The sequence below is a fragment of the Algoriphagus lutimaris genome (genome assembly GCF_017051705.1).
Taxonomy (GTDB): domain Bacteria; phylum Bacteroidota; class Bacteroidia; order Cytophagales; family Cyclobacteriaceae; genus Algoriphagus; species Algoriphagus lutimaris.
On the sequence record NZ_JAFIDJ010000002.1, the window covers coordinates 986,770 to 1,012,612 of the forward strand.

Consider the following 25,843-nt stretch of genomic DNA (forward strand, 5'->3'; position numbering starts at 1 on the left):
TAAAAAAAGTTAAACAAAATGTTGTTATTTTGTTTAATGAATAGTAAGTTTGATTAAACAAAAACTCATAAGCCATGACGACTCTAGAATTTAGCTACTCTTTGAATAATCTTTCTAGTTCATTGAAGCCATTTGCAATGAAATTGACTCGAGATTTGGATGATGCCAATGACCTGATGCAGGATACGATGGTCAAAGCCTTTACGAATAGAGATAAATTTACGGAAGGGACTAATTTGAAAGCATGGCTTTATACCATCATGAAAAATACGTTTATTACGAATTATCAAAAGATGGTACGAAGAGGAACTTTTGTAGACACCACAGATAATTTACATTACATTAATTCCAGTGATATAAAAATCGAAAATGGAGTATTTGGAAATTTGGCAATGGATGATATTTATGAGTCTATTGATAGATTGGATGATGTGTTCAAAACACCATTCTTAATGCACTACAGAGGTTTTAAATATCATGAAATTGCTGAAAAATTACAGATTCCAATAGGAACTGTTAAGAATAGAATTCATATTGCTAGAAAGCAGCTGAAAGAGGATTTAATGGTGTACAAGCATAAAAATTGATTCTATGTCTCATAAACATGCGGTAGTAATCGGTTCAGGTTTTGCTGGACTATCGGCAGCTACGCATTTAGCAGTAAATAATTACCAGGTTACAATAGTAGAGAAAAATGATTCCCCCGGTGGAAGGGCTAGAAAGTTCGAACACCAGGGGTTTGTTTTTGATATGGGGCCAAGTTGGTATTGGATGCCTGATGTTTTTGAAAAGTATTTCGCTGATTTTGGAAAAAGTCCATCGGACTATTATGACCTGATTCGACTCGATCCTTCTTACGCAGTGATTTATGGTGAACAAGATGTGTTGGATATTCCTGCAAACCTTGATTCATTTAAGGAAATGCTTGAAAAAATTGAACCTGGAGCAGCGGTTCAATTGGATAAATTTTTAGAGCAAGCTGCATACAAGTACCAGGTAGGAATCCATGATTTAGTAACTAAGCCAAGTAGGTCTATATTTGAATTTACCTCTCCCTCCTTGCTTAAAGATATGCTCAGAATGGATATTTTCCAGTCCATGTCCAAGCATGTTCGAAAATTCTTCAAATCCGACAAGATTATTCGCTTGATGGAATTTCCAGTCTTGTTTTTAGGTGAGACTGCCGAAAATATACCGGCTTTATATAGTTTGATGAACTATGCAGATATTGCTTTGGGTACTTGGTACCCCAAAAAAGGCATGCATGAAATTATCAAAGGAATGGTCAGTCTAGCTGAAGAAAAAGGTGTCAAAATTCGTTATAGTTCCGAAGTGGAGGAAATTGAAATTGAAGGAGGAATAGCAAAGCGAATCCGGTTGAAGTCTGGAGAAAAAATTTCTGCAGATGTGGTCGTTGCAGGGGCAGACTATCACCATGTAGATAAACATTTAATTAATCCGAAGTACAGCAACTATTCAGAAGATTACTGGAATAAGCGTGTGATGGCTCCCTCTAGTTTGTTGTTCTATTTGGGGATTAATAAGCGTTTGGAAAACCTTCGCCATCATAATTTATTTTTTGACGAGCCACTTGGCCCTCATGCCGATGCCATCTACACGCATCCAAGATGGCCAGAAAAACCTCTTTTTTATGCTTCTGTACCTTCTATTACTGATAGAACGGTGGCACCAGAAGGAATGGAGAATATGTTTTTATTAATTCCATTAGCTCCCGATTTAGATGACTCTGAAGAAATCAGAGAAAAATATTATAACATCATCATGGACAGGTTGGAAAGGATTTCTGGACAAGAAATTAGATCTCATGTGATTTTCAAAAGGTCCTATGCACATCGTGATTTCAAAAATGATTACCATGCATTCAAGGGCAATGCCTATGGCTTGGCCAATACGCTCACCCAAACTGCGATATTGAAGCCCTCGCTTAAAAACAAAAAAGTTTCCAACTTGTATTATACAGGGCAGTTAACTGTACCAGGTCCAGGAGTTCCTCCTTCCTTAATTTCGGGTAAAGTTGTAGCAAATGAGGTGATCAAAGAAAATAATTAATCAATTATTGATATATTAATATATGATGAACCCGAGAGATCTATTTGATCAGACAACTTTTGAGTGTAGCAAGCTAATCACGCAAAGATATAGCACCAGTTTCACGTTGGGCATCAAAACATTGGATCAAAAATTCCATATGCCTGTTTATGCCATTTATGGCTTTGTCCGCTATGCGGATGAAATTGTGGATACATTTCATGACCAAAACAAGGAGAAATTGTTGGCTCGGTTTAAGAAGGATACCTACGAGGCGATTGAATCCGGTATTTCTTTGAATCCTGTGCTCCACGCATTTCAATTGGTAGTCAATAAATATCATATTGATCAAGAATTAATAGAAGCCTTTCTCCATAGCATGGAAATGGATTTGGATTTTAAAACGTATGATGATTCCAAATACAATGAATATATCTATGGTTCAGCTGAAGTGGTAGGACTCATGTGTTTAAAGGTATTTTGTGAAGGGGATGAGGCTGAGTATGAGAAGTTGAAAGTTCCAGCATGTAAACTGGGAGCTGCTTTCCAGAAAGTAAATTTCTTAAGAGATATCAAAAGCGATTATGAGGAGAGAGGAAGAGTATACTTCCCAGGAGTAGAGTTTACTCATTTTGATAAAATCGTTAAAAAGCAAATTGAAGAAGATATCCAACGAGATTTTGATGATTCGCTGATTGGGATTGAACAATTACCAATTGGAGCAAAGCTAGGAGTAAAAGTAGCCTATCTCTATTATCAAAAGCTGTTTGATAAGATCAAAGGCCTACCAGCGGAAACCATCACCAAGACCAGAATAAGAATTCCGAATTCAAAAAAGCTATCCTTATTGATCGGTACTTATTTTGTAAATAAGTTAGGTATTACTTGATATGGAAAAGTATTTATACTTAGGTGTTAATCTCTTTACCATTTCCTTTCCTTTGGTAAGATCATTTGAACAAAGGATTCAATATTTCAAAAATTGGAAATTCTTGTTTCCAGCGATCTTCCTCACTGGTTCTTTCTTTTTGATTTGGGATCACTGGTTTACCAAGTTAGGCGTTTGGGAATTTAACCCCACCTACATTCTAGGGATTTACTTTTTTGATTTGCCATTGGAAGAGTGGTTGTTTTTTTTGACAGTGCCATTTGCCTGTGTTTTTATTTATGAAGTATTGAATTATTTTTTTCCTACAGACCCATTGAAGGCATTTGGAAAGCCTTTTGTATATGTAATGGTTCCATTTCTTTTAGGTTTGGGATTCATGCATTTGGATAAGTTATATACATCCATTAATTTCTTAATCGGAGCAGGTGCATTAGTCACTCATTTTCTGGTATTTAATGATAAATATTTGGGTAAATTCTTATTTGCCTACCTTGTACATCTGATTCCTCTATTCCTATGCAATGGCATATTGACTGGAGGGCTTACGGAGGAACCTGTAGTAATTTATAATAATGCAGAAAATCTAGGGATTAGGATTTGGACGGTACCTGTAGAAGATACCATCTATTCGATGACCTTATTATTGATGAATATCTCTTTTTATGAAAGATTTAGGAATCAACAAACATTTCAATCTATTGAAAGTTAATAGGCTATGATGCAACTTGAAGTACATATAGACGATCATTCGGGCTTTTGCTTTGGGGTGGTTTATGCTATTGAAATGGCAGAAGAAATCCTGGATGAACAAGGATATTTATATTGCTTGGGGGATATTGTGCATAATGATGAGGAGGTAAACCGTCTGACTAAAAAAGGTTTGAAGATCATTAATCATGAGGATCTGAAGGAACTGAGAGACCAGAAAGTGTTGATCAGGGCTCATGGGGAACCACCTTCTACCTATCAATTGGCAATCAATAATAATCTGACTCTTATCGATGCGAGTTGTCCAGTGGTTTTGAAACTTCAGAATAGGATCAAAAATTCATTCGATAAGGATGAGACGATTTATATTTATGGAAAGCATGGGCATGCAGAAGTGATTGGGCTCTTGGGACAGACCAGCAATAAGGCGGTAGTTTTTCAGGATATCTCGGAATTGGATTTAGCAACTCTTCCTAAAAACATTACGCTTTACAGCCAGACTACCAAAAGCACGGATAAATTCTATGAGATCAATGAGATACTGAAGCAAAATGGGATTTCTGTGAATACGAATGATACGATTTGCAGACAAGTATCTAATCGAGATAAGGAGTTGAGAGCTTTTGCAGATCGCTTTGATAAGATCATTTTTGTGAGTGGCACCAAGTCTTCTAATGGAAAAGTGCTGTATAATGTCTGCAAGGAAAAAAACCCGAATACAATTTTTGTTTCCAATGCTGACCAGATTAAACCCGATTGGTTTAAACCCAATGAAACCGTTGGAATTTGCGGGGCAACGTCTACTCCGATGTGGTTAATGGAACAAGTCCGAGAGAAAATCTTGACTTTCTGATTTAACTCAACTTGCTTGCAGGAATGAATGCAGGAAATCAAATTTTAGGAAACAAGCATATAGACCCTATTGGGGTGTTACTGGCTATATTGATTATCGCTAGCTGGAGTGCCTCTCTGGTCTTTTTACTCCAGTGGAACATTAATTGGACCAATCCTCTTACCTATATTTTAGTATTGATTCAGATGCATCTCTATACAGGTCTGTTCATCACAGCACATGATGCCATGCATGGATTAGTTTCATCCAATAAAATTGTAAACAATCTAATTGGCGTGTTTGCAGCCCTTCTTTTTTCGTACAATTTCTATTGGAAATTGTTTCCTAAACATCATGAACATCATCGGTTCGTGGCCACTGATCAAGACCCGGATTACCATCATTCAGATAATTTCATTCTCTGGTATTTTAGCTTCATCAAACAGTATCTAAGCGTTTGGCAAATCCTACTAATGGCCATTACTTTCAATATTTTAAAATTATTTTTACCTGTGGATAACTTGATTTTATTCTGGATGCTTCCGGCAGTGTTATCCACATTTCAACTATTTTATTTTGGAACTTACCTCCCACATCGAGGTGAAAGTGATAATAAACACCATTCTAATACACAGTCCAAAAATCACCTATGGGCTTTTATTTCATGCTATTTCTTTGGATATCATTATGAGCATCATGATTCTCCAGGAACTCCTTGGTGGAGGCTTTGGAGAAAAAAAGAGGAAATGATAAAATAAAACCGTTTTTAACTAAACTTTTTCTTTCTAAAACCATTTTGTTTTAGAACTACCCATCGCAATGAAAACTAGAGTACTGACATTTCTTATTGTATTAATATCTATTTCTGCTTTTTCCCAAGGAGTGATTAGAGGACGGATTATCAATCCTTCCAATGGAGAGCCTGTGGCCTTTGCCAATGTTTTGGTGTTGGAAACTGAATACGGTGCAATTTCTGATGAAGATGGTAATTACACTATTGAAAGTATTCCTCCCGGATTATATAATGTGCGCGCAAGTTTTGTCGGGTACAAGACTGAAACCAGGTATGAGGTTCGAGTTACCTTGGCAAAATCCGTACAATTAGATTTTGAATTGACCGAAGATGCCTCAGAGCTGGGAGAAGTCGTAGTCAGTTCAGAGTTTTCAAGATCTGAAGAAACGCCCCTTTCTGTTAGGAAGCTAAATAGCAATGAAATAGAAAGATACCCTGGTGGGAATAGAGATATTTCAAGGGTAATCCAGGCATTACCAGGAGTAGCAAGTACACCCAGTTTCCGAAATGATATTCTGATCCGTGGTGGAGCACCGAATGAAAACAAGTTTTTTGTAGACGAAATTGAAGTTCCGGTAATTAACCATTTCTCTACTCAAGGTTCTTCAGGAGGGCCAGTGGGTCTGCTTAATGTTAATTTAATTAAGAATGTAGATTTGATTGCAGGAGGATTTCCAGCTAATAGAATGGATGCCTTGAGTTCCTTTTTTGAAATTCAGTTGAAAGAAGGAAATAGGGAAAGTATGCAGACCCAATTGACTTTGGGAGCGTCTGAGTTGACCCTTTCCAATGAAGGTCCGATCGGAGAAAAGACGACCTATTTAGTATCTGCTAGAAGATCTTATTTGCAGGGTCTGTTTAAAGTATTGGGCTTGCCTTTTTTGCCTACGTTCAATGATTTTCAAGTGAAAACGACCACCAAACTCAATGATAAAACAGAGTTGACTTTCATTGGAGTTGGTGCTATTGATCAATTTGAACTGAATCAGGATATTCCTGAAGATGAGAGTGAAGAAGAGTTGGAAAACCGCCTGTATTTATTAGATGTTTTGCCGGTTCAAAGTCAATGGAATTATACTACAGGACTTAAATTAAAACGGTTCAGGGAGAATGGGTTCTGGACATTCGTATTGAGCAGAAATATGCTCAATAATGAGGCTGAAAAGTACTTTCGAAATGAAGAAAGCTCTGAGTCCAATCTATTATATCGATATATTTCCCAAGAATCAGAAAATAAATTCAGAGCAGAGAATAGTATTTTCGGAAATGGTTATACCCTGAAATATGGAGTTAATTATGAGTATTCCAGGTATTACATTAAGAACTTTGACCGTGCTACTTTAGCGAATTCTTCAGAAGTGATTGATGTGGAATCAACTTCTAATTTCAATCAGTATGGAGCATTTATCTCAGGAACTAAATATTCGTCAGATGAACGACTCTTGGTTTCAGGTGGAATAAGAATTGATGGCTCCGATTTTGGAAAGACCGCGCAAAACCCTTTTAATCAGTTCAGTCCCAGAGTTTCTATTTCTTATCAGCTGAAGCCTAATTTATTTGCGACCGCCAATGCTGGTATATATTACCAGAAACCTCCGTATACAGTACTAGGATATAGAAACAATTCCGGCGAATTAGTCAATCAAAATACGGATGTAAGATTTATTCAAAATAACCAACTGATCGCAGGATTGGAGTTTTTGGCACCGCAACGAAATAGAAGGTTTACGATGGAGGCTTTTTACAAAAAATATAAGAACTATCCTTCTTCTATTCGAAATGGCATTGCTTTAGCAAATCTCGGTGCTGACTTTGGGGTGATAGGAAATGAGCCCGTAGAATCAAATGCAGAAGGCAGGGCATTTGGATTGGAGTTTTTGGCACAGCAAAGGCTTTTTAATAATTTCTATGGGATAGCCTCTTTGACTTTGGTACGTAGTGAATTTACAAACCCAAATACGGAAGGATTTATACCTTCTTCCTGGGATAATAAAGTGATTTTGAGTTTAACCGCAGGCAAACGATTTAATAAAAATTGGGAGCTTGGCGGAAGGTGGAGATTTTTGGGTGGAACACCTTATACTCCTTATGATGTAGAAGAATCATCCTTGATCAGTAACTGGGATTTGAGAGGTCAGCCTATTTTAGATTTCACCCAAATAAATACCCAAAGACTTTCTGCTTTCCATCAACTTGACCTACGTGTTGATAAAAAGTACTATTTCCCAAAATGGAGTTTGAACTGGTATGTAGATATCCAAAATGCTTACAATTACGAGGCGGAACAACCTGATTTATTGGTGCCTGTTCGTGATGAAAATGGGGATATAAAGGTTGATCCAAATGATCCTTCCCGTTACCAACTTAAATTCATTGAAAATACTGCGGGAACAATTCTTCCAACAGTTGGAATTATAGTTGAATTTTAAAGTTTCAACTTAGTGAGTTCAGAAGTTTGATGATTCGATTGGATTTAGCCTCCATATCTTCTGCAGCATAGATATAGCTGATCCAATTTTTTTGCTCTTCTTTGGGTAGCTGATTGAATAATTCCAATTTTCCTGGATCCTCTTGGAGACATTCAATAAGTTCTTGGGGAAGGGTATTGGGGATTTCCTCTCTATACAACCTAATCACCACTTCATCCCCCTCTTCTTTTCCAAGGATTTTCCTTATAGGTTTGGCAACCGGTAAAAAAACATAACCATTTCCCATAGGAAGGAGGTGTTTACCTTCAAAGGAAAAATCATCAATAGATCCCGAGATTTTCATCATCCCGAAAGCCTTACCTGACTTGATTAAATCCCCTGGAAGCTTTATAAATGTCCAACCACCTTTCCCGGTAAACTTTTCTAAGAGGTATGTTCCTTCAACAATCAGTTCCATAAAAAAAGAGCAGGTTGTTGGCCTGCCCTAATTAAGAATTTCTTATTCTACTTTACTAAATCTCCATCGGATATTCAAACCAAAAATATCTGCATTAAATTTTGTGTTTTCAATGATCCAAAAAGTAGGTCTCCAATCAGCACCTATCACTATTGGCACATCTGTAAATGCATATTCAATACCTATTTCACCAGCAACGCCCAAATAAAATGGATCATCAATGTAAAGAGATGGCCCCACACCCAAGTACCAGTTAAATTCGCTAGATCCAACGGGTCTGTATATTGGGTTCCAAAGCAAGTCTATTCCCACACCTGAACCAAAACTTACATCTCCGTGAACACGACTAAATTCACCGAGGGAGAAAACACCATCAACAGCGACATTGTTGCCTCTGAAATTACCAAAACGGATACCTAATTCTTGTGCGTTGCTTTCAAGAGATGCTGCCAATCCAAAGAAAAGTACTAGCGAAAGAATTTTGAGATACTTCATATGCTTAACATTTGAGGTTAATATTAAATAGGTTATAAATATTAAAATTTTTATCGATTTATTGAGATCCAGAGAGAGATTTATAGGTTATTCCTGCTAAAAATGCACCTGCTAAAGGAGCAATCCAAAATAACCATAATTGTTGAATAAAGATGCCTCCGGCAAAGATTGCTTGGCTAGTACTTCTGGCGGGGTTTACGGAGGTGTTGGTAACAGGTATGGAAATCAAATGAATCAGAACTAATGCCAGCCCTATTGCGATTCCTCCAAATCCAGCAGGAGCTTTTCCGTGGGTAGCACCTAAAATCACAATTAGGAAAAAGTAAGTCATGACTATCTCAGTAATCAAAGCTGAGCCCATTGAATAACCTCCTGGAGAAGCTTCGCCATATCCATTTGAGGCAAATCCTCCTAGTTCCACACCTGCCTTTCCTGTCACGATCGCAAATAAAATGGAGGCACCGGCTAAGCCTCCCAGGACTTGAGCGATGATGTAAGGAATTAAATCTTTACTTTCAAATCTGCCTCCAGCCCATAAACCTATGGAGACCGCTGGATTTAAATGACATCCACTGATATGTCCAATCGCATAGGCCATGGTCAGGACAGTGAGTCCAAATGCTAATGCTACTCCTAAAAAACCTATTCCCAATTCAGGGAAACCAGCCGCTAAAACGGCACTGCCACAGCCCCCAAGTACTAGCCAAAGGGTACCGATAAATTCTGCTATAAGCTTTTTCATATAAAAACAGGTTAGATGTTAACTGACTTAAGGAAATTAAATAAATAATTTTAAAATCAAGTAAGCATTAACTTTTAAATTGTATAATAAGTAGAAAAAATGGTGACTTAAGAGGTTTGTTTGTATTGTGGGTTTACTAATTGGTATTGCATATTTGAACTATTCCGAACCCATTGGATTTATATTCGGAACAAGCCTAATGGAAAAAGATAAATAAATGAAGATATTCGAATGTGGGAAGTGTTTTCAACCGCTTTATTTTGAAAATCAAAGCTGCGAGAAATGTGGGCATTTGGTAGGGTTCTCCAATGCCGAGCTGGATTTGAAAACATTCGAAAACGGATTGGGCTCATGGAAATCTGATGGAGACAATTTTGAATTTAAATTTTGTAAAAACAAAGAGTTTGGAGTTTGCAACTGGCTGATTCCAGCAAGTGATCAGGATGATTTTTGCGTTGCCTGTAAACTCAATAGAACCATTCCTGATTTATCAGATGCCGAAAATTTCAAAAGGTGGCAAAAACTTGAAATTGCTAAACATAGACTCATTTATCAATTGGTAAGATTGGGATTGAATCCTCAATCAATAATGGAAGATCCTAACGGCCTAACTTTTGATTTTATCAACAACCAATATGGAATTGGGGAAAAAGCAATGACAGGTCATGACAATGGGGTGATTACGATCCTACTTTCAGAGGCTGATGCTGTCCATAGAGAACAAATGAAGAAAGAGTTCGCAGAACCTTATCGAACCTTGATTGGACATTTTAGGCATGAGGTAGGCCATTATTTTTGGGATCGATTGGTATTCAATGACCCTAGTATTCTCCAGGAATTTAGAAACGTCTTTGGCGATGAACGAGCGAATTATGGAAACTCATTAAATAGCTACTATTCGGATGGACCTCAATCCAATTGGCAGCAAAACTACATAAGCCAATATGCTACCTCTCATCCATGGGAGGATTGGGCTGAGACTTGGGCCCATTATCTTCATATCATGGATATGGCAGAGACCGCCTATTATTTTGGGATGAGAGTGGAGCCAAAACTTTACGAGAACACCCTAGATGGGGCTATTGGTTTTGATCCCTATGATTGTACGGATTTTGAGAAAATTTTAAAAGACTGGGGTCCCATATCATTTGCAATCAACAGTCTCAATCGGTCCATGGGAATGCCTGATATGTACCCGTTTGTGATCAGTCCAATAGTAAAAGCAAAAATGGAGTTTATCCATCGATTAGTCTACAGGAGTTAAAGCCAATTGGGAAAGGGAGTCAATCTAATGTCCTTCCATTTACCTTCACATTTTTCAAATCAAACCCAGTGATTATGCTTGGATCGAATTTGTCATTTTTTGCCTTGATTTTAAGATTTTCAAATTTAAATTGAGCTAATCGATCATGTTCGGTAATCGCCACATCAAAAAAGATATCGCATTCCAAGTTGATGTTTTTCATGGTAATATGGTCTGAAAATGATTTTGGAACTTCTTTTCTACCCTTTAGATCGAAAAATTGAGTCCAAGGCTTCACATAGATCATGCTGTATGCCTGCCCTGTAATATTCTCTACTGTAATGTATTCATAGTGTTGGGGGGTGTCAGGACGCATTTTTAACCATAAAAGCCTTCGGGCATCCTGAATTTTTATATTCCTCATGATCACATTCTTGTTATGAATGGATTCACTTCCATTGGTGAGGGCGGAATGACAAAAGCCAAATTCACTATCCTCGATTATAATGTGGGTGTTTTCTCCATTGTTTGGGTCTTCATCCGCCCAAGGCCCTTTTCCACCTTTTAGGGCAATGGCATCGTCATTTACAGCAAGGTAGCAACCTTTGATCAGCACATTGTTGACTACATCTAAGTCTATGGCATCCGTACTTGGCGCTTTGATGGGTTCATGAGGAGAGGTAATGGTTAGGTCTAGGAGTTTAATATTGTTGCATTGGTAATAATGGCTACTCCAAAAACCAGCATTGATCAATTTCACATCTTGTAACTGGACATCATTACTTTTCCAAATAAATACCAGTCTGGGTCTGGAAACCTCTAAATTGGTACAATTCGGATCTTCTTCCCTTCGTTTCCAGAATGCTTTCCAAAAGTTCAAACCATTTCCATTGATGGTTCCTCTACCTGTAATGGAGAATCCATCTACTCCATATGCATTCACCAAAGCTGCGAAGTAGTCTAGGTTTTGGCCTTCCATCCGCGAAGGGATTTTTGGATAATTGGCAATGTCGTCAGATCCTTTCAATACGGCCCCTTCCTCTAGATGTAAATGAGTGTTGGGCTTGAAAAATAAAGCGCCGCTTAAAAATGTTCCTTTTGGAATGACAATGACACCTCCTCCGGATTGACTGGCCTCGTCTATGATTCGTTGAATTTTTTCGGTTTGAAGGGAAGTGCTATCCGCAACTACTCCATGAGAAGTAATCTTATATTGTTTCCCCAAATCCTTTAATTCTAATTTACTATAATCATGAAACCAAGGAGAAATTTTCGAACCATCAGGCCAATTATCCTCCTTCGAGTAAGTTTGCGAAAAAGTGATTTGGATACTTAAAAATAGAAATAGAAGAATGGAGTGGAGGATTTTCATCTTGGTAATAATAACAAATTCATGTCAGAATTGAGACAAATCGAATTTCAAATTATTCCATGTATTGAACAAAGGGGATCCTTTGCTGACCTGTTAATTCCCATTACGAGGGGTTTTCTTTTCCTTTCATGACATCCATGACGAAATCAAGAGCTGAGTTCCAAGCATTCATGCATTTTTCGGTATTGTTTCCCCCTAACGTCTTATTTATGGTATAGAGCAATGCTTCTTTTACCACTGGGTAATGTGTGGCCTGCACACCATATTTTACATGGTTTTCTCCTAATCGCTGTAGGCCTGTGACCAAATGTTCTGGTCTCGATAATGAATAAATGATGCCGCCTAACATATGGGTCAAGAGTCGGCCTTGATCGGTCATATTATTTCGGAAAAGGCTTTTGGCATTCGGATCGATTTCAAATACCTTATCATAGAAAATAGAAGCAAATTCTTCCGGATTTTCCATCATGATGGGAAGAGAGGCTTGGAGTTCCAACTGCATATCCATTTCCTTGAACGCTAATAATTCGAACAATTCGGCAGGCTCTTCTTTCCCTTTCAGTTCTTTTAAGTAGGTTTCCCCAATTTCAAGGGTATCTTTTGGAATACTATTTAAGACTGTTTTTGAAATGAGAATTTTGGATTGGGTAACTTTCGTTTGCTCTTGAATCCTGCTCGCTACATTCACAGGATCTCCAATGACTGAAAATTGCTTATGGGTCGGATGTCCCAAATGACCAATGTAGGCTTTGCCAAAATTGATACCTATTCCGGAATTTAATTTGATGTCCAAATCCTTTAATTCAGTGTTATTGAGATGTGTCAAAGCAAAATGCATCCCCAATCCTGCTCGGATGGCATCCGTACAAATTTTATCCCTTGTGCCTCCAGTGGTCCCAAACACTCCGATAATTTCATCTCCTACGTATTGGTAAATAATTCCATTATTCATCAGAATTGGGTCTCCCAATGCGGTATAAAACTTGTTGAGCAGGAAGGCCATGTCGTAATTCAAGTTATTGGAAGAGAGGTTGGTATAATTTCTTAAATCACAAAAAAGGATAGCAATGGGTCTTTCTTCTGCTTTTCCTACCGGAGAGAGCTCTTTTTGTAATTGGTTAACTTCCCCCATAGACCAGATTAAGCGTTGCAAGGTTACGTCACCTTTTGGGTAGGATTGGCAGGCTAGTCGGATAGAAGGATCCCATTTCCTTGCGTAAGAAGTTTCCTGTTCCAGCTGGTTTTTTGGATTTAAGTTATTGATTCCTTCCAGTATCCTGACTCTACAGGTGGTGCATCTTCCATGCCCTCCACATTCATGCAAATGGGTAATTTGATTAGCAATGGAAATATCCAATAGGGAATTCATATCATCATCATTTTCCACCACACGATTTATTCCAGCATAGGTAATTTTCTGTTTCATCATTCTAAGAATTAGGTGAAAAATTGAATCAATGGATTCAGATTTCTTTTACTTGCTTATTTCGAGGTCCTTTGTTCATTCTAAAAATCATGATTCGCAATTATATAAAAATTGAGATTAATTATTAAGATGCCAATTGAGATCAAAAAAGCTATAAGGAATATCCGCAAAAAAGAGCAAATTGTCAATTGAAAATGAGATAGTTATGCTTTCTAATGAAGTATGCTTTCAATTATCTCCATAAAAGAAGTAAAGGAGTGAACTTGGTCTACTCCTTTACTATTCATGTTTTTTAGAGTTATTCAAATTTTGAGGCATCTAAATTGAAGAACCTGACCGCATTGTTAAAGAAAATATCCCGTTTTTGATCATAGGATAAATAGGTGGCATTTTGGATCAGGCCAATTGATGTTTCCAACAGTTTTGGCCAAATCATTAGGTCTGTTCCGTATAATATTCGTTTTCCAAAACCTGCTTGAACCAATCTTTTCAAATAGTCATGAATTTCATCTTGAGGATAGCTCCAGATTAAACCAGCCAAATCCACATAAACATATGCATTGGCACCCATCAAAGCGATCATTTCATCGATCATAGGGTATCCTGCATGCATGACCCATATTTTTAATTTGGGATGTCTCGCGAGCATGTCTTCCAATAAGAAGGGATTTCCCATAGAGGCTCTATAAGAGGGGCTTGTGATATTGGCCATTCCATTTCCACCAGTTCCCATATGGATACCTACCGGAATACCAAGTTCTTCTGCTACTCCAAAGTATTCATCTAAAGACATGTCACTTGGGGATTTGCCTTGGTATTGTGGTGCAATCTCTCCCATAACTTTATAAAAACCACCTGAAAGGGAGTCCCTGAATGCTTCCACACTCATATCCTGCCCAATTCCAATCGAAGGAATGATACGGTTAGGAACAGCGTTGTACCAATTATGGATAATTTCGGCATCTCCACTGACAACCATCGTGACGTTTAGCCGTTCAGTAGCTGATATAATAGCATCTTGCATTTCCTGATCAGATTTTGCAGCTTTTAATGGGTCAACGCAATCATTATTTAGGAAAGAAGGGGCTGGTTGATTAGGTCCGCTTCCTGGCATGGAAGTAAGGAACCAGGGACAGAGATCAGATGCGAATGCTGGGTTTACCTTAGAGGCATGCACATGCACATCAATTATAGGAGGCATTTTCTTTTCAGTTTGAGCTGAAATTTGAAAAGAAAGTAGCGCAATCAGTGAGAAGAAGCGCGCTTTAGGTAGTAATTTTAGGGTCATAATGGAAGTTGTATTGCTACAATGAAAATTATTTTCTTATTGTTTCTTTATGACAAAATAGACTAATCTTTTTAGAATGAAAAATTAATTTTGCAGGATAAGGGCTTAGTATTTATTTTCTGTGTATCATTAATCCCACACTTTTCATTTTAAATTCTTTTACTATGATAAATCACAGTGTTTTTTTTAAGTTAAAGTACCCCAAGGGTTCTTCTGAAGAAAGGATATTTTTGAATGCAGCCTCAAAACTTTCCACAATCTCAGTTGTAAAGAATTTTCTGGTATTGGATGAAACCAGTCCTAAAAATGAGTATGAATATGGCTTAAAAATGGAGTTTGAAAGTCAAGAAGCTTATGATGCTTACAATGAACACCCACATCATTCCCTGTTTTTAAAGATGTATTGGGATGATTATGTGGATAAGTTTTTAGAGATTGATTACAAAGTGATAGACCTCCAATAAAAAAGGAAGAAATCAAATCGATTTCTTCCTTTTTTATTATTAACTAACATGTCGGGTATTAGTAGAAGTTAATTATTGATTTAAAAAAACTTGATCTTCTAAAAATGAGTTTGAGCGTTCATATTCAGAAGTATACCTTCTTTTGATAACAGGTTTAACAATCCCTTTATTCCATTTTCCAAAAGATAATACCACCTGCTTGTTTACCCATATCAACCGAAGCCACTTTTTTGGCATTTTTGATATCGATTACATCCATGGTCCCCGGCTCTCCGCCGATCCCTTCCACAGAAATAAAAGCATATTTACTATCAGGAGAAATGCTCACTCCATGAGAAACCATCCTCGTATTTTTGACACGAGGAAGTTCTTTCTTCTTTTTTAAATCCCAAATTCCAGTTTCGCCACTACCCTTGTAGGTGGCTACCAAATACTTTCCATCTGGAGAAATGTCCAAGTTGTAAGGACCTTTTCCGGTTTTGAACCTGTCTGTGATTTCCCACTTTTCTAGATCTACTTCCAAAATTTCATCGGATCCATTTCCAGCAACATATACTTTTCCATTCGTAGGATGAGGCATTGCCCAAGTAGGTTTGGTCGCACTATGGTACATGGGAGTACTCATCGCTGCATGCCCCATTTTTGAGTGATCCATCATGCTATGATCCATTCCTCCCTTGGCAGGCTCTTCTTCTTCTATGCCATCAAGATTTAATTTTCGATTTACTTTCAATTTGGTTGTTGAAATCTCAAATAATTCTCCAGACATCATTCCCACGGAATAATGATACATGCCGTCGGCAGAGATTCTAGAACCATGCGGCATTACTCCAGTTTCGATTTTTTCAATTTCAATCATCTCCTCAGGGTCTACGACAGAAACTGTGCTCGGAACCATGTCTCCATGCAGGTTAAAATTCACACAATACAATAGCCCTGTTGCTTTAGACACTTGAAGCGATGCAGGGAATAAGCCAAGCATCACAGTGTCAACAACCTCATTGGTAGCAGTGGAATATTTGTATAAAGTGCCATAAGGATTGCCATGGGCAAGCGACAAATACCAATATTTACCATCCGGGCTAACATTGATGCCATGAGGGCCTTCTATTTCGGCTGGCCAAACTCCTACGGGAATAGTCTCTTCAATAGTGGCTTTTTCTCCATCAAATTTTACCAAAGCCACCTCATCCTCAGATTCTGCTGTGACATAGATATAATAGTCTTGAGCCTGAGCTACCAGACTGAATAACCCTGAGGCTATTGTGAATAGGAAAGCTTTATTGAAGACTGATTTTAGAATCTTGCTCATAAATGACTTGTCAATTATTTGTTCTCAATGGTAGCATTTTGTGGAACTACCGGCTGTAGTTTAGCAGACCATAATCCACTGTTCCAGTCAGAGTAGAAAATATGACCCTTATGCGGTTGTGCTCCCCAGGTAAAAGGCGCATTGGCAATGTATCCATCTGGATCTTCTGGGACAATCCAGGCGATTTCTCTTCCCTGCCTGTTTAGATCTCCTAATAGTTCACCGCTAAGATCAACCACTCTTACTCCAGCATTATAGAATGCTGCATATAAAATATCGTCTTCAATCCAGAAGTTGTGGGATCCTGCAAAAGGAACTTGGAACCAAGCAACCTCTTTTGGGTTTTTTAGATCTGTGAAATCAATAATATGAAGAAAGCCAGCTGCTCTTGCAGGTTTACGACCGTCAGGATCCAAACCATATGGGAATTCTTCGTCTCCCAGTATTACATAAAATTTTCCGGTCTTTTCATCCTTGTAAGGGAAAGCAGCATGATTGGATCCACTTGGGTAAGCATAGCTCGCAAATTGTACCGGGTTAGAAGGTGTACCTCCTGCAATACCATTTCCAACGTCCACTAATTGTACCCCATCGGACCAGTTGGAAGAATAAGCAATCCCATCATGTACCCATACATCATGGATGGAATGACCAGGAGTATCCAACTCAAATTCACCAACAATTCTTGGTTTGCTAGGATCCTCTATGTTGATAGAGTAATATTTCCTACCTGCGCTTAACGCATAGACGTGATTTTTGTAAATAAATACATTGTGAACTCCTCCAGTAAGATTTTCAGAAAATTCTGAAATGATTTTGGCATCTCTGGGGTTGCTTACATCGATGATCACCAATCCATTTTTTCTATTGGAAGCACCTTCTCTTGAGATGACGGCTACTTTTCCGTCTTCTGAAACTTTTACATCATTGACAGTACGGGCATCCACTTTTACAGAATCTATCAATTGTATACCCGCAGGATCAGTTACATCCCAAAAATAGGCTGTTCCATCTGCTCCCCAAGTTCCTGTTACCGCATAATCTTTTCCATCTATTCCTTCCCATACCCACAAATCGGAAGTGTGTTTGTTATTGACCGAGCCTTGACCGACCAAGTCAATTTTTCGCGTGATGTTTCTTTCGTTTGCTTGTACGGTGATAGATGCCGCTGCGGGTCCAGAAGTAGCATTCAATACATATAAGCCTGGTTCATCGGCCACAAATTTTCCTTCTTTTGTTATCAAGCCTGAAGGGGCAGCAGAAACATCAAAAGATTCTCCAGTAAAGGAGTAATTAATGGGGGCATCACTTACTTCATTGCCATCTTTATCCAAGGCCATTGCGTTTAAAGTAAATACATCTCCAGATCGTCCCTCTACTTTGTCAGATTTCAAAAGGATTTTAGTAATTGGGTTTTCGATGACATTGATTTCCAAGGTTTTGTTTACCCCATCTACCGTTGCTGTCACCTGAGCTTTACCAGCTTTTTTAGGGATTAATTTGGTAAAAGGAGCAACTGATACAATTTCTTCATCAGAGGAGGTCAAGGTGATTACTTTTTCTGGTCTTTCAAATCCGGCTTCATCCGTCACGGTCAATTCTAATGGGACCGTGATTCCGGAATAGATTTTCTCTGGAATTGTTCCAAAATCCACTTTTGCAATAGCAGCGGGTTCAATGGTTACCCGAATATTAGATCTTAATTGTGGGTCCCCTGGACTGATTACAATGACATCATACTCGCCATGTTTTACAGCAGTTGCCATTCCTGTACTATCCACCACGGAAAGGGCTCTTCGGTTTCTGGAATAAAAAATAAAATCACGATCTACAACTTTATTCCCCGAGGCATCTACCACTACTGCTTCTAATTGTAGTGTCTGGCCGATTTTCATGGAAATATTCTCATCACTCACTTTGATGGATAGGTCTTGCGCCTGCAAAAAGTTTACAGTGAGCAGTAAGGTAAAAACAGAAAGAATGAACTTTTTCATAGGTTGGATTTAAAATGGATTCTGAATTTAATGAATCCTTTATTCCCAACCATAAGAAATTTGGCAATTTGTCTACCCAGCCAATTCTTTAAAACATACATTTTAAGTTGCTGGAACAATGAATGAATAAAAAATCAAAAAATCTTTTGATACACCTCTTCCAATTTGCTAACTGGGATCACTTGAATTTTGTATTTGCCGAGATCTAACCCTTTGACTGCATATTTGGAAACAATAATTTTTTTGAAGCCCAGTTTCTCTGCTTCAGCAATTCGATTTTCAATTCGGTGGACAGCACGGATTTCTCCTCCCAAACCTACTTCCCCCGCGAAGCAAATATGTTCTGAGACTGGAGTATCTTCATAACTTGAAATTAAGCTTGCACAAACCGCTAAGTCCAAAGCAGGATCATCTACCCGAAGACCCCCGGCAACGTTCAGAAAAACATCTTGCTGCCCTAGCCTCATACCTCCTCTTTTCTCCAATACTGCCAATAGCATATTCAAGCGCTTTGCATCATGACCGGTACTACTTCGTTGCGGTGTTCCATAGGTGGCTGGACTTACCAAGGATTGAATTTCTATCAATAAAGGTCGGTTCCCTTCCATCATGGCTCCAATGGCAACACCATTCAAAACCTCTTCACGCTGCGTCAAGAGGATTTCAGAAGGATTCGCTACAGGACGAAGACCCTCTACCCTCATTTCATAAATACCTAATTCATGGGTGGAGCCAAAACGATTTTTGCTGGTTCGAAGGATTCTATAGCTCATATGTCGATCGCCTTCAAATTGAAGTACTGTATCGACCATATGTTCTAATACTTTAGGACCGGCTATGGAACCATCTTTTGTGATATGTCCGATCAGAAAAACAGGGGTTCCTGTTTCTTTCGCAAATTTCATTAACTCTGCCGTGCATTCACGGACTTGAGAAACGGATCCAGCCGCCGATTCAACATACTGGGAGTTTAAAGTTTGAATGGAGTCTATGACCAGTAAATCTGGCTTTAACGCTTCGATTTGTTGAAAAATATGTTGAGTGTTGGTTTCAGAAAGCACATAACAATCAGGGTTTTGAGTTTTCATTCGATCTGCCCTCATTTTGATTTGCGCTTCACTTTCCTCTCCGGATACATACAAAATCTTTTTGCCTGTTAGGGTTAATGCGATTTGTAGCATCAAGGTGGATTTACCAATTCCTGGTTCTCCTCCAATTAAAACCAATGACCCTGGAACAATTCCCCCTCCTAGCACTCGGTCCAATTCTGCATCACCAGTAACGTATCGAGGCATTTCTTCGTAGTTTACCTCTTGTATTTTCTTAGGTGTACTGGCTTTCTTGTTGGTAGATCCGGCAGGTTTCCAATTCCCTTTACCTGATTCTTCCTTTTGGATTACTTCTTCTACGTAAGTGTTCCATTCACCACAGGCAGGGCATTTCCCTAACCATTTGGGACTTTGGGCTCCACAGTTTTGACAGAAAAAGGAGGTTTTTATTTTGGCCATTAGATATTAGAAAATACGAAAGAAGAAATACGAAATTAGAAAGAAGGGAACGATATGGTTTAAGATCAATTAGATTTTAAATAAGCATGAAGGTTGTATCAGTAGATGATAATAGTAGAATTAAATCTTACCTCCGACATCCTAAATCTGAAATCGATTAATGGGCTTCCAGCCAATCGTTTCCGGTTCCTACTTCTACTTCAACAGGCACCGCCATTTTTATCGCATTTGACATCAACCCCGGTATATGGGATTTTAAGATTTCCACTTCGTCTTTATGGGCATCAAACACCAATTCATCATGAACCTGAAGGATCATTTTGGACTTTAGTTTTTCTTTTTTCATCCAACGGTGTACATCAATCATGGCAACTTTGATCAAATCAGCCGCAGAACCCTGAATCGGAGCGTTGATGGCATTTCGCTCGGCAAAACCCCTCATGGTCGCATTTCTGCTATTGATATCCCTCAGGTATCTTCTACGTCCCAAAATGGTCTCTACATATTCATCTTTTCGGGCTTTTTCAATGGCTCCATCCATGTATTCTTTGACTGCAGGGAACTCTTTAAAGTAAGCATCGATGATTTCTTTGGCTTCAGTTCGTGAAATAGAAAGTCGTTGAGAAAGTCCAAATGCAGAAATGCCATATATGATCCCGAAGTTCGCTGTTTTGGCTTTTCTACGCATATCTGAAGTCACTTCTTCCAATGGCACCTGGAAAATTTTAGCTGCGGTAGTAGCGTGAATATCTCTTCCATTTTTAAATGCCTCAATCATGGATTCATCTCCTGAGAAAGCGGCCATGATCCTCAATTCTATTTGAGAATAATCCGCTGCCAAAAGAATATGGTTTTCATCTCGAGGTACAAATGCTTTTCGTATTTCTCTTCCGCGCTCAGTACGTATTGGAATATTTTGGAGATTCGGGTTTATGGATGAAAGTCTTCCTGTTGCTGCTACAAATTGATTATAGGTAGTATGGATCTTTCCTGTTTTGGAATTAATCATAGTAGGCAAAGCATCCACATAGGTGGACTTCAATTTGACCATTTGCCTAAAATCCAAAATTGCCCGGGCAATTTCATGTTCATTTGCCAATTTGCTTAACACCTCTTCACCGGTTGCATATTGGCCGGTTTTGGTCTTTTTGGCTTTAGGATCCAGCTTGAGTTTCTCAAAAAGTACATCTCCTAGTTGTTTTGGGGAAGCTAAATTGAATCGTACCCCAGCTATTTCATACACTCTATTTTCAATTTCCTTGCTTTCCTTTTCCAGTAACAAAGACATTTCTGCCAGACTTTTAGTGTCAATCCTGACACCCTCAAACTCCATGTCGGCAAGAACCTGGATTAAAGGATTTTCGACTTCATAAAACAGTTTTTCTAAGTCACTTGATTTTAAAAGTGGATCTAGCTTTTCTTTGAGTTGTAAGGTAATATCAGCATCTTCTGAAGCATATTCTGTGACTTCATCCTCATCTACATCCCGCATATTTCCCTGATTTTTCCCCTTCTTACCAATAAGTTCAGTGATGGATACAGGTTTGTAATTCAAGTAATGTTCAGAAAGCCAGTCCATAGAATGCTTTCCTTCTGGTTCGATGAGGTAATGAGCCAACATGGTATCGTAAAGACCTCCTTTGATTTCAATCTCATAATTTTTTAGGACCAGAAGATCGTATTTTACGTTTTGGCCAATTTTCTGAATTTTTTCATTTTCAAAAACTGGCTTTAATAGTTCTAAAATGGCTAGGGTTTCAGTTCTTTTTGCAGGGCAAGGAATATAATAGGCTTCTCCAGGCAGGTAGGAAAATGAAATTCCAACCAATTCTGCTTCCATTGCATTGACAGAGGTAGTTTCCGTGTCAAAGCAGAGTTCCTTTTGAAGGAGCAGATAGGAAACCAGCTCTTGAATAGCTTCTTTTCCGGAAATTTTATGGTATTGGTGAGCAGTCGTATGGATGGTAGCAGCTTCTTGTACAGGCTCAGGGTTGACCGATTCTTCTTCAAATTCTACGGATGACTTACTGGTTGCCACCGGACTTTCCCCAAATAGACCCAATTGGTCATTCTTTTTAATGGAGGCTTTTTTGCCGGTTCCATCTTTGAAAATCCTGCTGGCAAGTGTTCGGAATTCCAATTCCGAGAATAAAGCTCTTAGTTTCTCTTCATCGAAGCCATCGTATTGTAACTCTTCATCCACAAATGCCACTGGTACATCCACTTTGATGGTTGCAAGTTCTTTTGATAATAACCCTTGCTGTGCAAAGTTGACCACGTTTTCTTTTTGCTTTCCCTTTAGATCATCTGTGTTCTTGATTAATTCTTCCACTGAGCCATATTGCTTCAGGAGCTTGACGGCTGTTTTTTGCCCAATCCCTGGTATACCTGGGATGTTGTCTACTGCATCTCCCATTAAACCTAATATATCGACAACCTGGTCCACTCGTTCGATGTCCCATTTCTCACAAATCTGCTTTGGTCCCATGACTTCTACTCCGTTCCCCATAAATGCTGGTTTATAGAGGAAAATATGATCATCTACCAACTGACCATAGTCTTTGTCAGGAGTCATCATATAGACTGTGAACTTTTCGGCTTCTGCTTGTTTAGCTAGGGTTCCAATAATGTCATCTGCTTCATATCCATCCATTTCCAGAATGGGAATATTAAATGCTTTGACGATTTCTTTTACCCATGGAATGGCGACTCCGATATCCTCTGGCTGTTCTTGTCGGTTTGCCTTATAGGCTTCAAATTGCTCATGTCTGAAGGTAGGGGCATGGGTATCAAAGGCAACCCCAATATGGGAAGGTTTTTCCTTATCCAAGACCTCAAGTAGGGTATTTGTAAAGCCAAGCATCACCCCTGTGTTCAAACCTTTACTATTGATTCTGGGATTTTTACTGAAGGCAAAATGGGCTCGATAAATAAGTGCCATGGCATCCAGTAAAAAAAGCTTGTGTGCTTGGTTTTGAGGCATTATTAAATTATTTTGGTTCTAATTAAGCTTAAGTTTGACTTTGTAAGTTAAGAAAAATAGACGTTGAAAAGCTTCTAAACTTTGGTTCAATATTATCTGGGACAAAAATTGGCGGCTTTATTGATATTTTCAGTATCTAACCATAAACAATTCATTTTATGAAAAAGCTATTAGCGATTTTTGCCCTATTCCTTTCCATCCAATTCGTTCATGCTGAACCAGCCATTGAAAATGAATCGAAAAAAGGAAAAACAGAATTAACCGAGGCTCAGAAAATGAGGGCTGCAGAAATGAAAGCTAGATTGGATGAGATCAAAGGGATGGACTTTAAGTCTATGAGTAAGGACGAGATCAAGGATATTCGTACTGAATTGAAGGAAATGAAAGCAGAAGCTAAGGCTCAAAAAGATGGAATTTTTCTTTCAATAGGAGCGATCATCATCATTATTTTACTTTTGATCCTTATCCTTTAATTAAATATCAAAATTGAAAAAAGGACTCGTAATCGAGTCCTTTTTTGTTTTAACACTTTTCTAATGAATAGGAAAGGTCATGAAACTTCCTAAAAAGATTATTCATATCAAATTGGAATGAAGTAGGAGAGATATATTTGATAGCCATCTCGAATCATTCATTTAAAACCAATAGTTTTATCCTTGTTCCTTTTTCTCCAAGAAATTTTTTACCTGACAACCTCTTAGGAAGATAACAATCAAAGGAATTAGCCAAAGCAATTCATTGACAATCAAGTGAAAACCGCTTCGCTTGTTCCAGGAAATATCTGGAAGAAAGCCCAGTGTAAACCAAATTGCTAAAATGAGCTTACCTGTAATTCCTGCCAAAATCAAATACACCCAGCTTACAGGATAAAATGCACTGACGAAAATGATAATCCCCACCAGGATCCCAAAAGTCCCATAATAGTTGGCTGGAAGATTCTCAATGCCTTTGGTTCCCATGGCAAGCCAACTGATTAAATCAGGTCCAAACCATTTGAAAAATGCTGACCAGGCGATGGTATACATTCCTGTAAGTAGGAGAATTCCTCTGAAATGCATGGGAAATACAGGAAACGGAGTTTGCTCATCCATGAGTGGTTTGATTTATTTTGGTTTATTGAAGATCTTGAATGAATTAATACCTTGATATTATACAAAACTATCCAATGAAAATTAATAATCGAATCCGAACTAAAGGTTTTCTGCTTATTCTAGGCGCAAGCACTTGTCTTGCTTTAGGTTTTACCTTAGGGAAAAAGGTGGGTGAAATCACTCCTACAAGTATTGAGGAGGCTTCTAATTTAATTGGACTCTCCTTTAACGCATCAGAAAAAGATAGCATGATTACTAATTTGAAGAATCAGCTATCCAATTATGAATCCTTACGCAAAGTGGAGTTGGATAATTCAGTAGCTCCTGCCCTAGTATTTAATCCACTTCCCAAGGGTTTCAGTCCAGACTTGACCCAAAAACCATATGATTGGGGGCTTCCAGCATCTGTCGATTTACCTGAAAAGGAATCGGATATAGCCTATTTACCTGTTCATGAATTGGCAGTTTTAATAAAATCTAGAAAAATCAGTAGTGAAAGCCTTACGAAGATTTATCTGAACAGAATCAAAACTTATTCAGATACTCTTCAATGCTTGATCACTTTAATGGAAGAAACCGCTTTGGAGAAGGCTCGGGCAATGGATCAAGAAATTGAATCTGGAAACTACAGAGGCCCACTTCATGGAATTCCTTACGGAATCAAGGATCTGCTAGCTGTCAAAGGAACTAAAACCACTTGGGGAGCCATGCCTTATAAAGATCAGGTAATTGACCAAACTGCTACAGTTGTTCAAAAACTAAATGATGCAGGAGGGGTTTTGGTAGGTAAATTCACACTAGGAGCCCTTGCAATGGGAGATGTATGGTATGGAGGAAAGACCAAAAATCCCTGGAATTTGAGTCAGGGGTCTAGTGGTTCTTCCGCAGGCTCTGCCTCCGCTGTAAGTGCTGGATTGGTGCCATTTGCTATAGGAACTGAGACTTTGGGTTCTATTGTTTCCCCTTCGACCAGAAATGGAGTAACTGGATTAAGACCGACCTATGGAAGAGTAAGCAAAAATGGGGCGATGGCCTTGAGTTGGTCCATGGATAAAATTGGACCGATATCCAGATCTGCTTTAGATGATGGAATCGTACTTTCTGTAATCAACGGTGTGGATGATTTAGATTCCAGTACTATCCCTGCTTCATTTAACTACGATTCCAAAAAATCTGTAAAGGATCTGAAAATAGGCTATTTCAAACCTTATTTTGAAGGAGAGCGGGTAAGTCAAAACGATCTCAATGTATTGGAATTATTAAAGAACGAAGGACTGGAGTTACATCCTTTAGAATTGAAAACAACTATTGAAGCAGGTCCTATTGTCATGATGTTGATGGTGGAAGGGGCCGCTGCTTTTGATGAGTTGACCCGATATGGATGGGATGATCAATTGGTGGCACAGCATAAAGGAGCCTGGCCTAATTCTTTCCGGGCAGCACGGTTTATTCCTGCGGTGGAATATGTTCAATTAAGTAGGCAGAGAACGGTGTTGATCCAGGAAATGCATGAATTAATGAAAGAGTACGATGTCATCATTACACCATCCTTTGCAGGGCCACAATTAAGAATTACGAATTTGACTGGGCACCCTGCACTTTGCCTGCCCAATGGATTTAATGATTCAGGAAGCCCAACTTCCATCACCTTATTAGCAAATTTGTTTGAAGAAGAGAAATTGGTCCAGTTGGGTGATTTTATCCAGAATCGTTCAGACTGGCAGGCAAAAAGACCACCTTTGTTTGACCAATAAAATTTTATGAAAAA

Annotated in this window: 22 protein-coding genes; 11 read left to right on the forward strand and 11 right to left on the reverse strand. The window is 38.5% G+C overall.

What is annotated here, in order from left to right; translation table 11 throughout:
• Positions 1-74: 74 nt before the first annotated feature.
• From JYB62_RS14870 to JYB62_RS14900, 7 genes are all read left to right on the forward strand, one after another.
• Positions 75-587 (forward strand): RNA polymerase sigma factor, encoded by a 513-nt coding sequence (locus JYB62_RS14870; RefSeq protein ID WP_205646204.1) that lies wholly within the window; start codon positions 75-77, stop codon positions 585-587.
• Between the two features lie 4 nt (positions 588-591).
• Positions 592-2,070, forward strand: a complete 1,479-nt coding sequence (locus JYB62_RS14875; protein WP_205646205.1) for a phytoene desaturase family protein — start codon at positions 592-594, stop codon at positions 2,068-2,070.
• Positions 2,071-2,095: 25 nt separating this feature from the next.
• Complete coding sequence (locus JYB62_RS14880; protein ID WP_205646651.1) at positions 2,096-2,938, forward strand: phytoene/squalene synthase family protein; 843 nt, start codon at positions 2,096-2,098, stop codon at positions 2,936-2,938.
• Position 2,939: 1 nt separating this feature from the next.
• Positions 2,940-3,647 (forward strand): lycopene cyclase domain-containing protein, encoded by a 708-nt coding sequence (locus tag JYB62_RS14885; protein ID WP_205646206.1) that lies wholly within the window; start codon positions 2,940-2,942, stop codon positions 3,645-3,647.
• A gap of 6 nt (positions 3,648-3,653) precedes the next feature.
• On the forward strand, positions 3,654-4,499 hold the full coding sequence (locus JYB62_RS14890; protein ID WP_205646207.1) for a 4-hydroxy-3-methylbut-2-enyl diphosphate reductase: 846 nt from the start codon (positions 3,654-3,656) through the stop codon (positions 4,497-4,499).
• 23 nt (positions 4,500-4,522) lie between these two features.
• Entirely contained in the window at positions 4,523-5,236 is a 714-nt protein-coding gene (locus JYB62_RS14895; protein WP_205646208.1) for a fatty acid desaturase, read from the forward strand.
• A 61-nt stretch (positions 5,237-5,297) separates the two neighbouring features.
• Entirely contained in the window at positions 5,298-7,700 is a 2,403-nt protein-coding gene (locus tag JYB62_RS14900) for a TonB-dependent receptor (RefSeq protein WP_205646209.1), read from the forward strand.
• A 4-nt stretch (positions 7,701-7,704) separates the two neighbouring features.
• Here the strand turns inward: JYB62_RS14900 and JYB62_RS14905 are convergent, their stop codons facing one another.
• The 3 genes from JYB62_RS14905 to aqpZ are packed head-to-tail and all read right to left on the reverse strand — an operon-like array spanning position 7,705 to position 9,394.
• Entirely contained in the window at positions 7,705-8,157 is a 453-nt protein-coding gene (locus JYB62_RS14905; RefSeq protein ID WP_205646210.1) for a YdeI/OmpD-associated family protein, read from the reverse strand.
• A 42-nt stretch (positions 8,158-8,199) separates the two neighbouring features.
• Positions 8,200-8,652, reverse strand: a complete 453-nt coding sequence (locus tag JYB62_RS14910; protein WP_205646211.1) for an outer membrane insertion C- signal — start codon at positions 8,650-8,652, stop codon at positions 8,200-8,202.
• A 58-nt stretch (positions 8,653-8,710) separates the two neighbouring features.
• The gene (gene aqpZ, locus JYB62_RS14915) at positions 8,711-9,394 is read right to left on the reverse strand and encodes an aquaporin Z (protein WP_205646212.1); all 684 of its coding nucleotides are present in this window, start codon (positions 9,392-9,394) and stop codon (positions 8,711-8,713) included.
• Between the two features lie 217 nt (positions 9,395-9,611).
• Here aqpZ and JYB62_RS14920 point away from each other — a divergent pair, with 217 nt between their 5' ends.
• Positions 9,612-10,658, forward strand: coding sequence for a zinc-binding metallopeptidase family protein (locus JYB62_RS14920; protein ID WP_205646213.1), 1,047 nt, complete (start codon positions 9,612-9,614; stop codon positions 10,656-10,658).
• Positions 10,659-10,677: 19 nt separating this feature from the next.
• On the opposite strand, the gene JYB62_RS14925 is transcribed toward JYB62_RS14920, so the two are convergent.
• The 3 genes from JYB62_RS14925 to JYB62_RS14935 all read right to left on the reverse strand — a co-directional run bounded on the left by JYB62_RS14925 (position 10,678) and on the right by JYB62_RS14935 (position 14,636).
• Complete coding sequence (locus JYB62_RS14925; RefSeq protein ID WP_205646214.1) at positions 10,678-12,009, reverse strand: rhamnogalacturonidase; 1,332 nt, start codon at positions 12,007-12,009, stop codon at positions 10,678-10,680.
• 103 nt (positions 12,010-12,112) lie between these two features.
• Positions 12,113-13,438, reverse strand: a complete 1,326-nt coding sequence (locus JYB62_RS14930) for an adenylate/guanylate cyclase domain-containing protein (RefSeq protein ID WP_205646215.1) — start codon at positions 13,436-13,438, stop codon at positions 12,113-12,115.
• Positions 13,439-13,733: 295 nt separating this feature from the next.
• Positions 13,734-14,636, reverse strand: coding sequence for an amidohydrolase family protein (locus JYB62_RS14935; protein ID WP_243431591.1), 903 nt, complete (start codon positions 14,634-14,636; stop codon positions 13,734-13,736).
• Positions 14,637-14,887: 251 nt separating this feature from the next.
• Here JYB62_RS14935 and JYB62_RS14940 point away from each other — a divergent pair, with 251 nt between their 5' ends.
• Entirely contained in the window at positions 14,888-15,187 is a 300-nt protein-coding gene (locus JYB62_RS14940) for a Dabb family protein (RefSeq protein WP_205646217.1), read from the forward strand.
• A gap of 166 nt (positions 15,188-15,353) precedes the next feature.
• On the opposite strand, the gene JYB62_RS14945 is transcribed toward JYB62_RS14940, so the two are convergent.
• From JYB62_RS14945 to polA, 4 genes are all read right to left on the reverse strand, one after another.
• Positions 15,354-16,499, reverse strand: a complete 1,146-nt coding sequence (locus JYB62_RS14945; protein ID WP_205646218.1) for a YncE family protein — start codon at positions 16,497-16,499, stop codon at positions 15,354-15,356.
• Positions 16,500-16,513: 14 nt separating this feature from the next.
• The gene (locus JYB62_RS14950; RefSeq protein ID WP_205646219.1) at positions 16,514-18,493 is read right to left on the reverse strand and encodes a hypothetical protein; all 1,980 of its coding nucleotides are present in this window, start codon (positions 18,491-18,493) and stop codon (positions 16,514-16,516) included.
• Between the two features lie 134 nt (positions 18,494-18,627).
• On the reverse strand, positions 18,628-20,001 hold the full coding sequence (radA, locus tag JYB62_RS14955; RefSeq protein WP_205646220.1) for a DNA repair protein RadA: 1,374 nt from the start codon (positions 19,999-20,001) through the stop codon (positions 18,628-18,630).
• Positions 20,002-20,158: 157 nt separating this feature from the next.
• A complete protein-coding gene (gene polA / locus JYB62_RS14960; RefSeq protein ID WP_205646221.1) occupies positions 20,159-22,984 on the reverse strand; it encodes a DNA polymerase I in 2,826 nt (941 codons plus the stop codon).
• A gap of 158 nt (positions 22,985-23,142) precedes the next feature.
• Between polA and JYB62_RS14965 the strand changes: the two genes are divergently transcribed.
• Positions 23,143-23,457, forward strand: coding sequence for a hypothetical protein (locus JYB62_RS14965; protein ID WP_205646222.1), 315 nt, complete (start codon positions 23,143-23,145; stop codon positions 23,455-23,457).
• Positions 23,458-23,634: 177 nt separating this feature from the next.
• On the opposite strand, the gene JYB62_RS14970 is transcribed toward JYB62_RS14965, so the two are convergent.
• The gene (locus tag JYB62_RS14970) at positions 23,635-24,075 is read right to left on the reverse strand and encodes a hypothetical protein (RefSeq protein WP_205646223.1); all 441 of its coding nucleotides are present in this window, start codon (positions 24,073-24,075) and stop codon (positions 23,635-23,637) included.
• Positions 24,076-24,149: 74 nt separating this feature from the next.
• On the opposite strand from JYB62_RS14970, the gene JYB62_RS14975 reads away from it, so the two are divergent.
• The gene (locus JYB62_RS14975; RefSeq protein ID WP_205646224.1) at positions 24,150-25,829 is read left to right on the forward strand and encodes an amidase; all 1,680 of its coding nucleotides are present in this window, start codon (positions 24,150-24,152) and stop codon (positions 25,827-25,829) included.
• The last annotated feature ends 14 nt before the right edge of the window (positions 25,830-25,843 follow it).

Bases quoted from the DNA above. Each gene is read 5' to 3' on its own strand.
- JYB62_RS14870 (WP_205646204.1), top strand. From the start codon at position 75: ATGACGACTCTAGAATTTAGCTACTCTTTGAATAATCTTTCTAGTTCA.
- JYB62_RS14875 (WP_205646205.1), top strand. From the start codon at position 592: ATGTCTCATAAACATGCGGTAGTAATCGGTTCAGGTTTTGCTGGACTA.
- JYB62_RS14880 (WP_205646651.1), top strand. From the start codon at position 2,096: ATGAACCCGAGAGATCTATTTGATCAGACAACTTTTGAGTGTAGCAAG.
- JYB62_RS14885 (WP_205646206.1), top strand. From the start codon at position 2,940: ATGGAAAAGTATTTATACTTAGGTGTTAATCTCTTTACCATTTCCTTT.
- JYB62_RS14890 (WP_205646207.1), top strand. From the start codon at position 3,654: ATGATGCAACTTGAAGTACATATAGACGATCATTCGGGCTTTTGCTTT.
- JYB62_RS14895 (WP_205646208.1), top strand. From the start codon at position 4,523: ATGAATGCAGGAAATCAAATTTTAGGAAACAAGCATATAGACCCTATT.
- JYB62_RS14900 (WP_205646209.1), top strand. From the start codon at position 5,298: ATGAAAACTAGAGTACTGACATTTCTTATTGTATTAATATCTATTTCT.
- JYB62_RS14905 (WP_205646210.1), bottom strand. From the start codon at position 8,157: ATGGAACTGATTGTTGAAGGAACATACCTCTTAGAAAAGTTTACCGGG.
- JYB62_RS14910 (WP_205646211.1), bottom strand. From the start codon at position 8,652: ATGAAGTATCTCAAAATTCTTTCGCTAGTACTTTTCTTTGGATTGGCA.
- aqpZ (WP_205646212.1), bottom strand. From the start codon at position 9,394: ATGAAAAAGCTTATAGCAGAATTTATCGGTACCCTTTGGCTAGTACTT.
- JYB62_RS14920 (WP_205646213.1), top strand. From the start codon at position 9,612: ATGAAGATATTCGAATGTGGGAAGTGTTTTCAACCGCTTTATTTTGAA.
- JYB62_RS14925 (WP_205646214.1), bottom strand. From the start codon at position 12,009: ATGAAAATCCTCCACTCCATTCTTCTATTTCTATTTTTAAGTATCCAA.
- JYB62_RS14930 (WP_205646215.1), bottom strand. From the start codon at position 13,438: ATGATGAAACAGAAAATTACCTATGCTGGAATAAATCGTGTGGTGGAA.
- JYB62_RS14935 (WP_243431591.1), bottom strand. From the start codon at position 14,636: ATGCCTCCTATAATTGATGTGCATGTGCATGCCTCTAAGGTAAACCCA.
- JYB62_RS14940 (WP_205646217.1), top strand. From the start codon at position 14,888: ATGATAAATCACAGTGTTTTTTTTAAGTTAAAGTACCCCAAGGGTTCT.
- JYB62_RS14945 (WP_205646218.1), bottom strand. From the start codon at position 16,499: ATGAGCAAGATTCTAAAATCAGTCTTCAATAAAGCTTTCCTATTCACA.
- JYB62_RS14950 (WP_205646219.1), bottom strand. From the start codon at position 18,493: ATGAAAAAGTTCATTCTTTCTGTTTTTACCTTACTGCTCACTGTAAAC.
- radA (WP_205646220.1), bottom strand. From the start codon at position 20,001: ATGGCCAAAATAAAAACCTCCTTTTTCTGTCAAAACTGTGGAGCCCAA.
- polA (WP_205646221.1), bottom strand. From the start codon at position 22,984: ATGCCTCAAAACCAAGCACACAAGCTTTTTTTACTGGATGCCATGGCA.
- JYB62_RS14965 (WP_205646222.1), top strand. From the start codon at position 23,143: ATGAAAAAGCTATTAGCGATTTTTGCCCTATTCCTTTCCATCCAATTC.
- JYB62_RS14970 (WP_205646223.1), bottom strand. From the start codon at position 24,075: ATGGATGAGCAAACTCCGTTTCCTGTATTTCCCATGCATTTCAGAGGA.
- JYB62_RS14975 (WP_205646224.1), top strand. From the start codon at position 24,150: ATGAAAATTAATAATCGAATCCGAACTAAAGGTTTTCTGCTTATTCTA.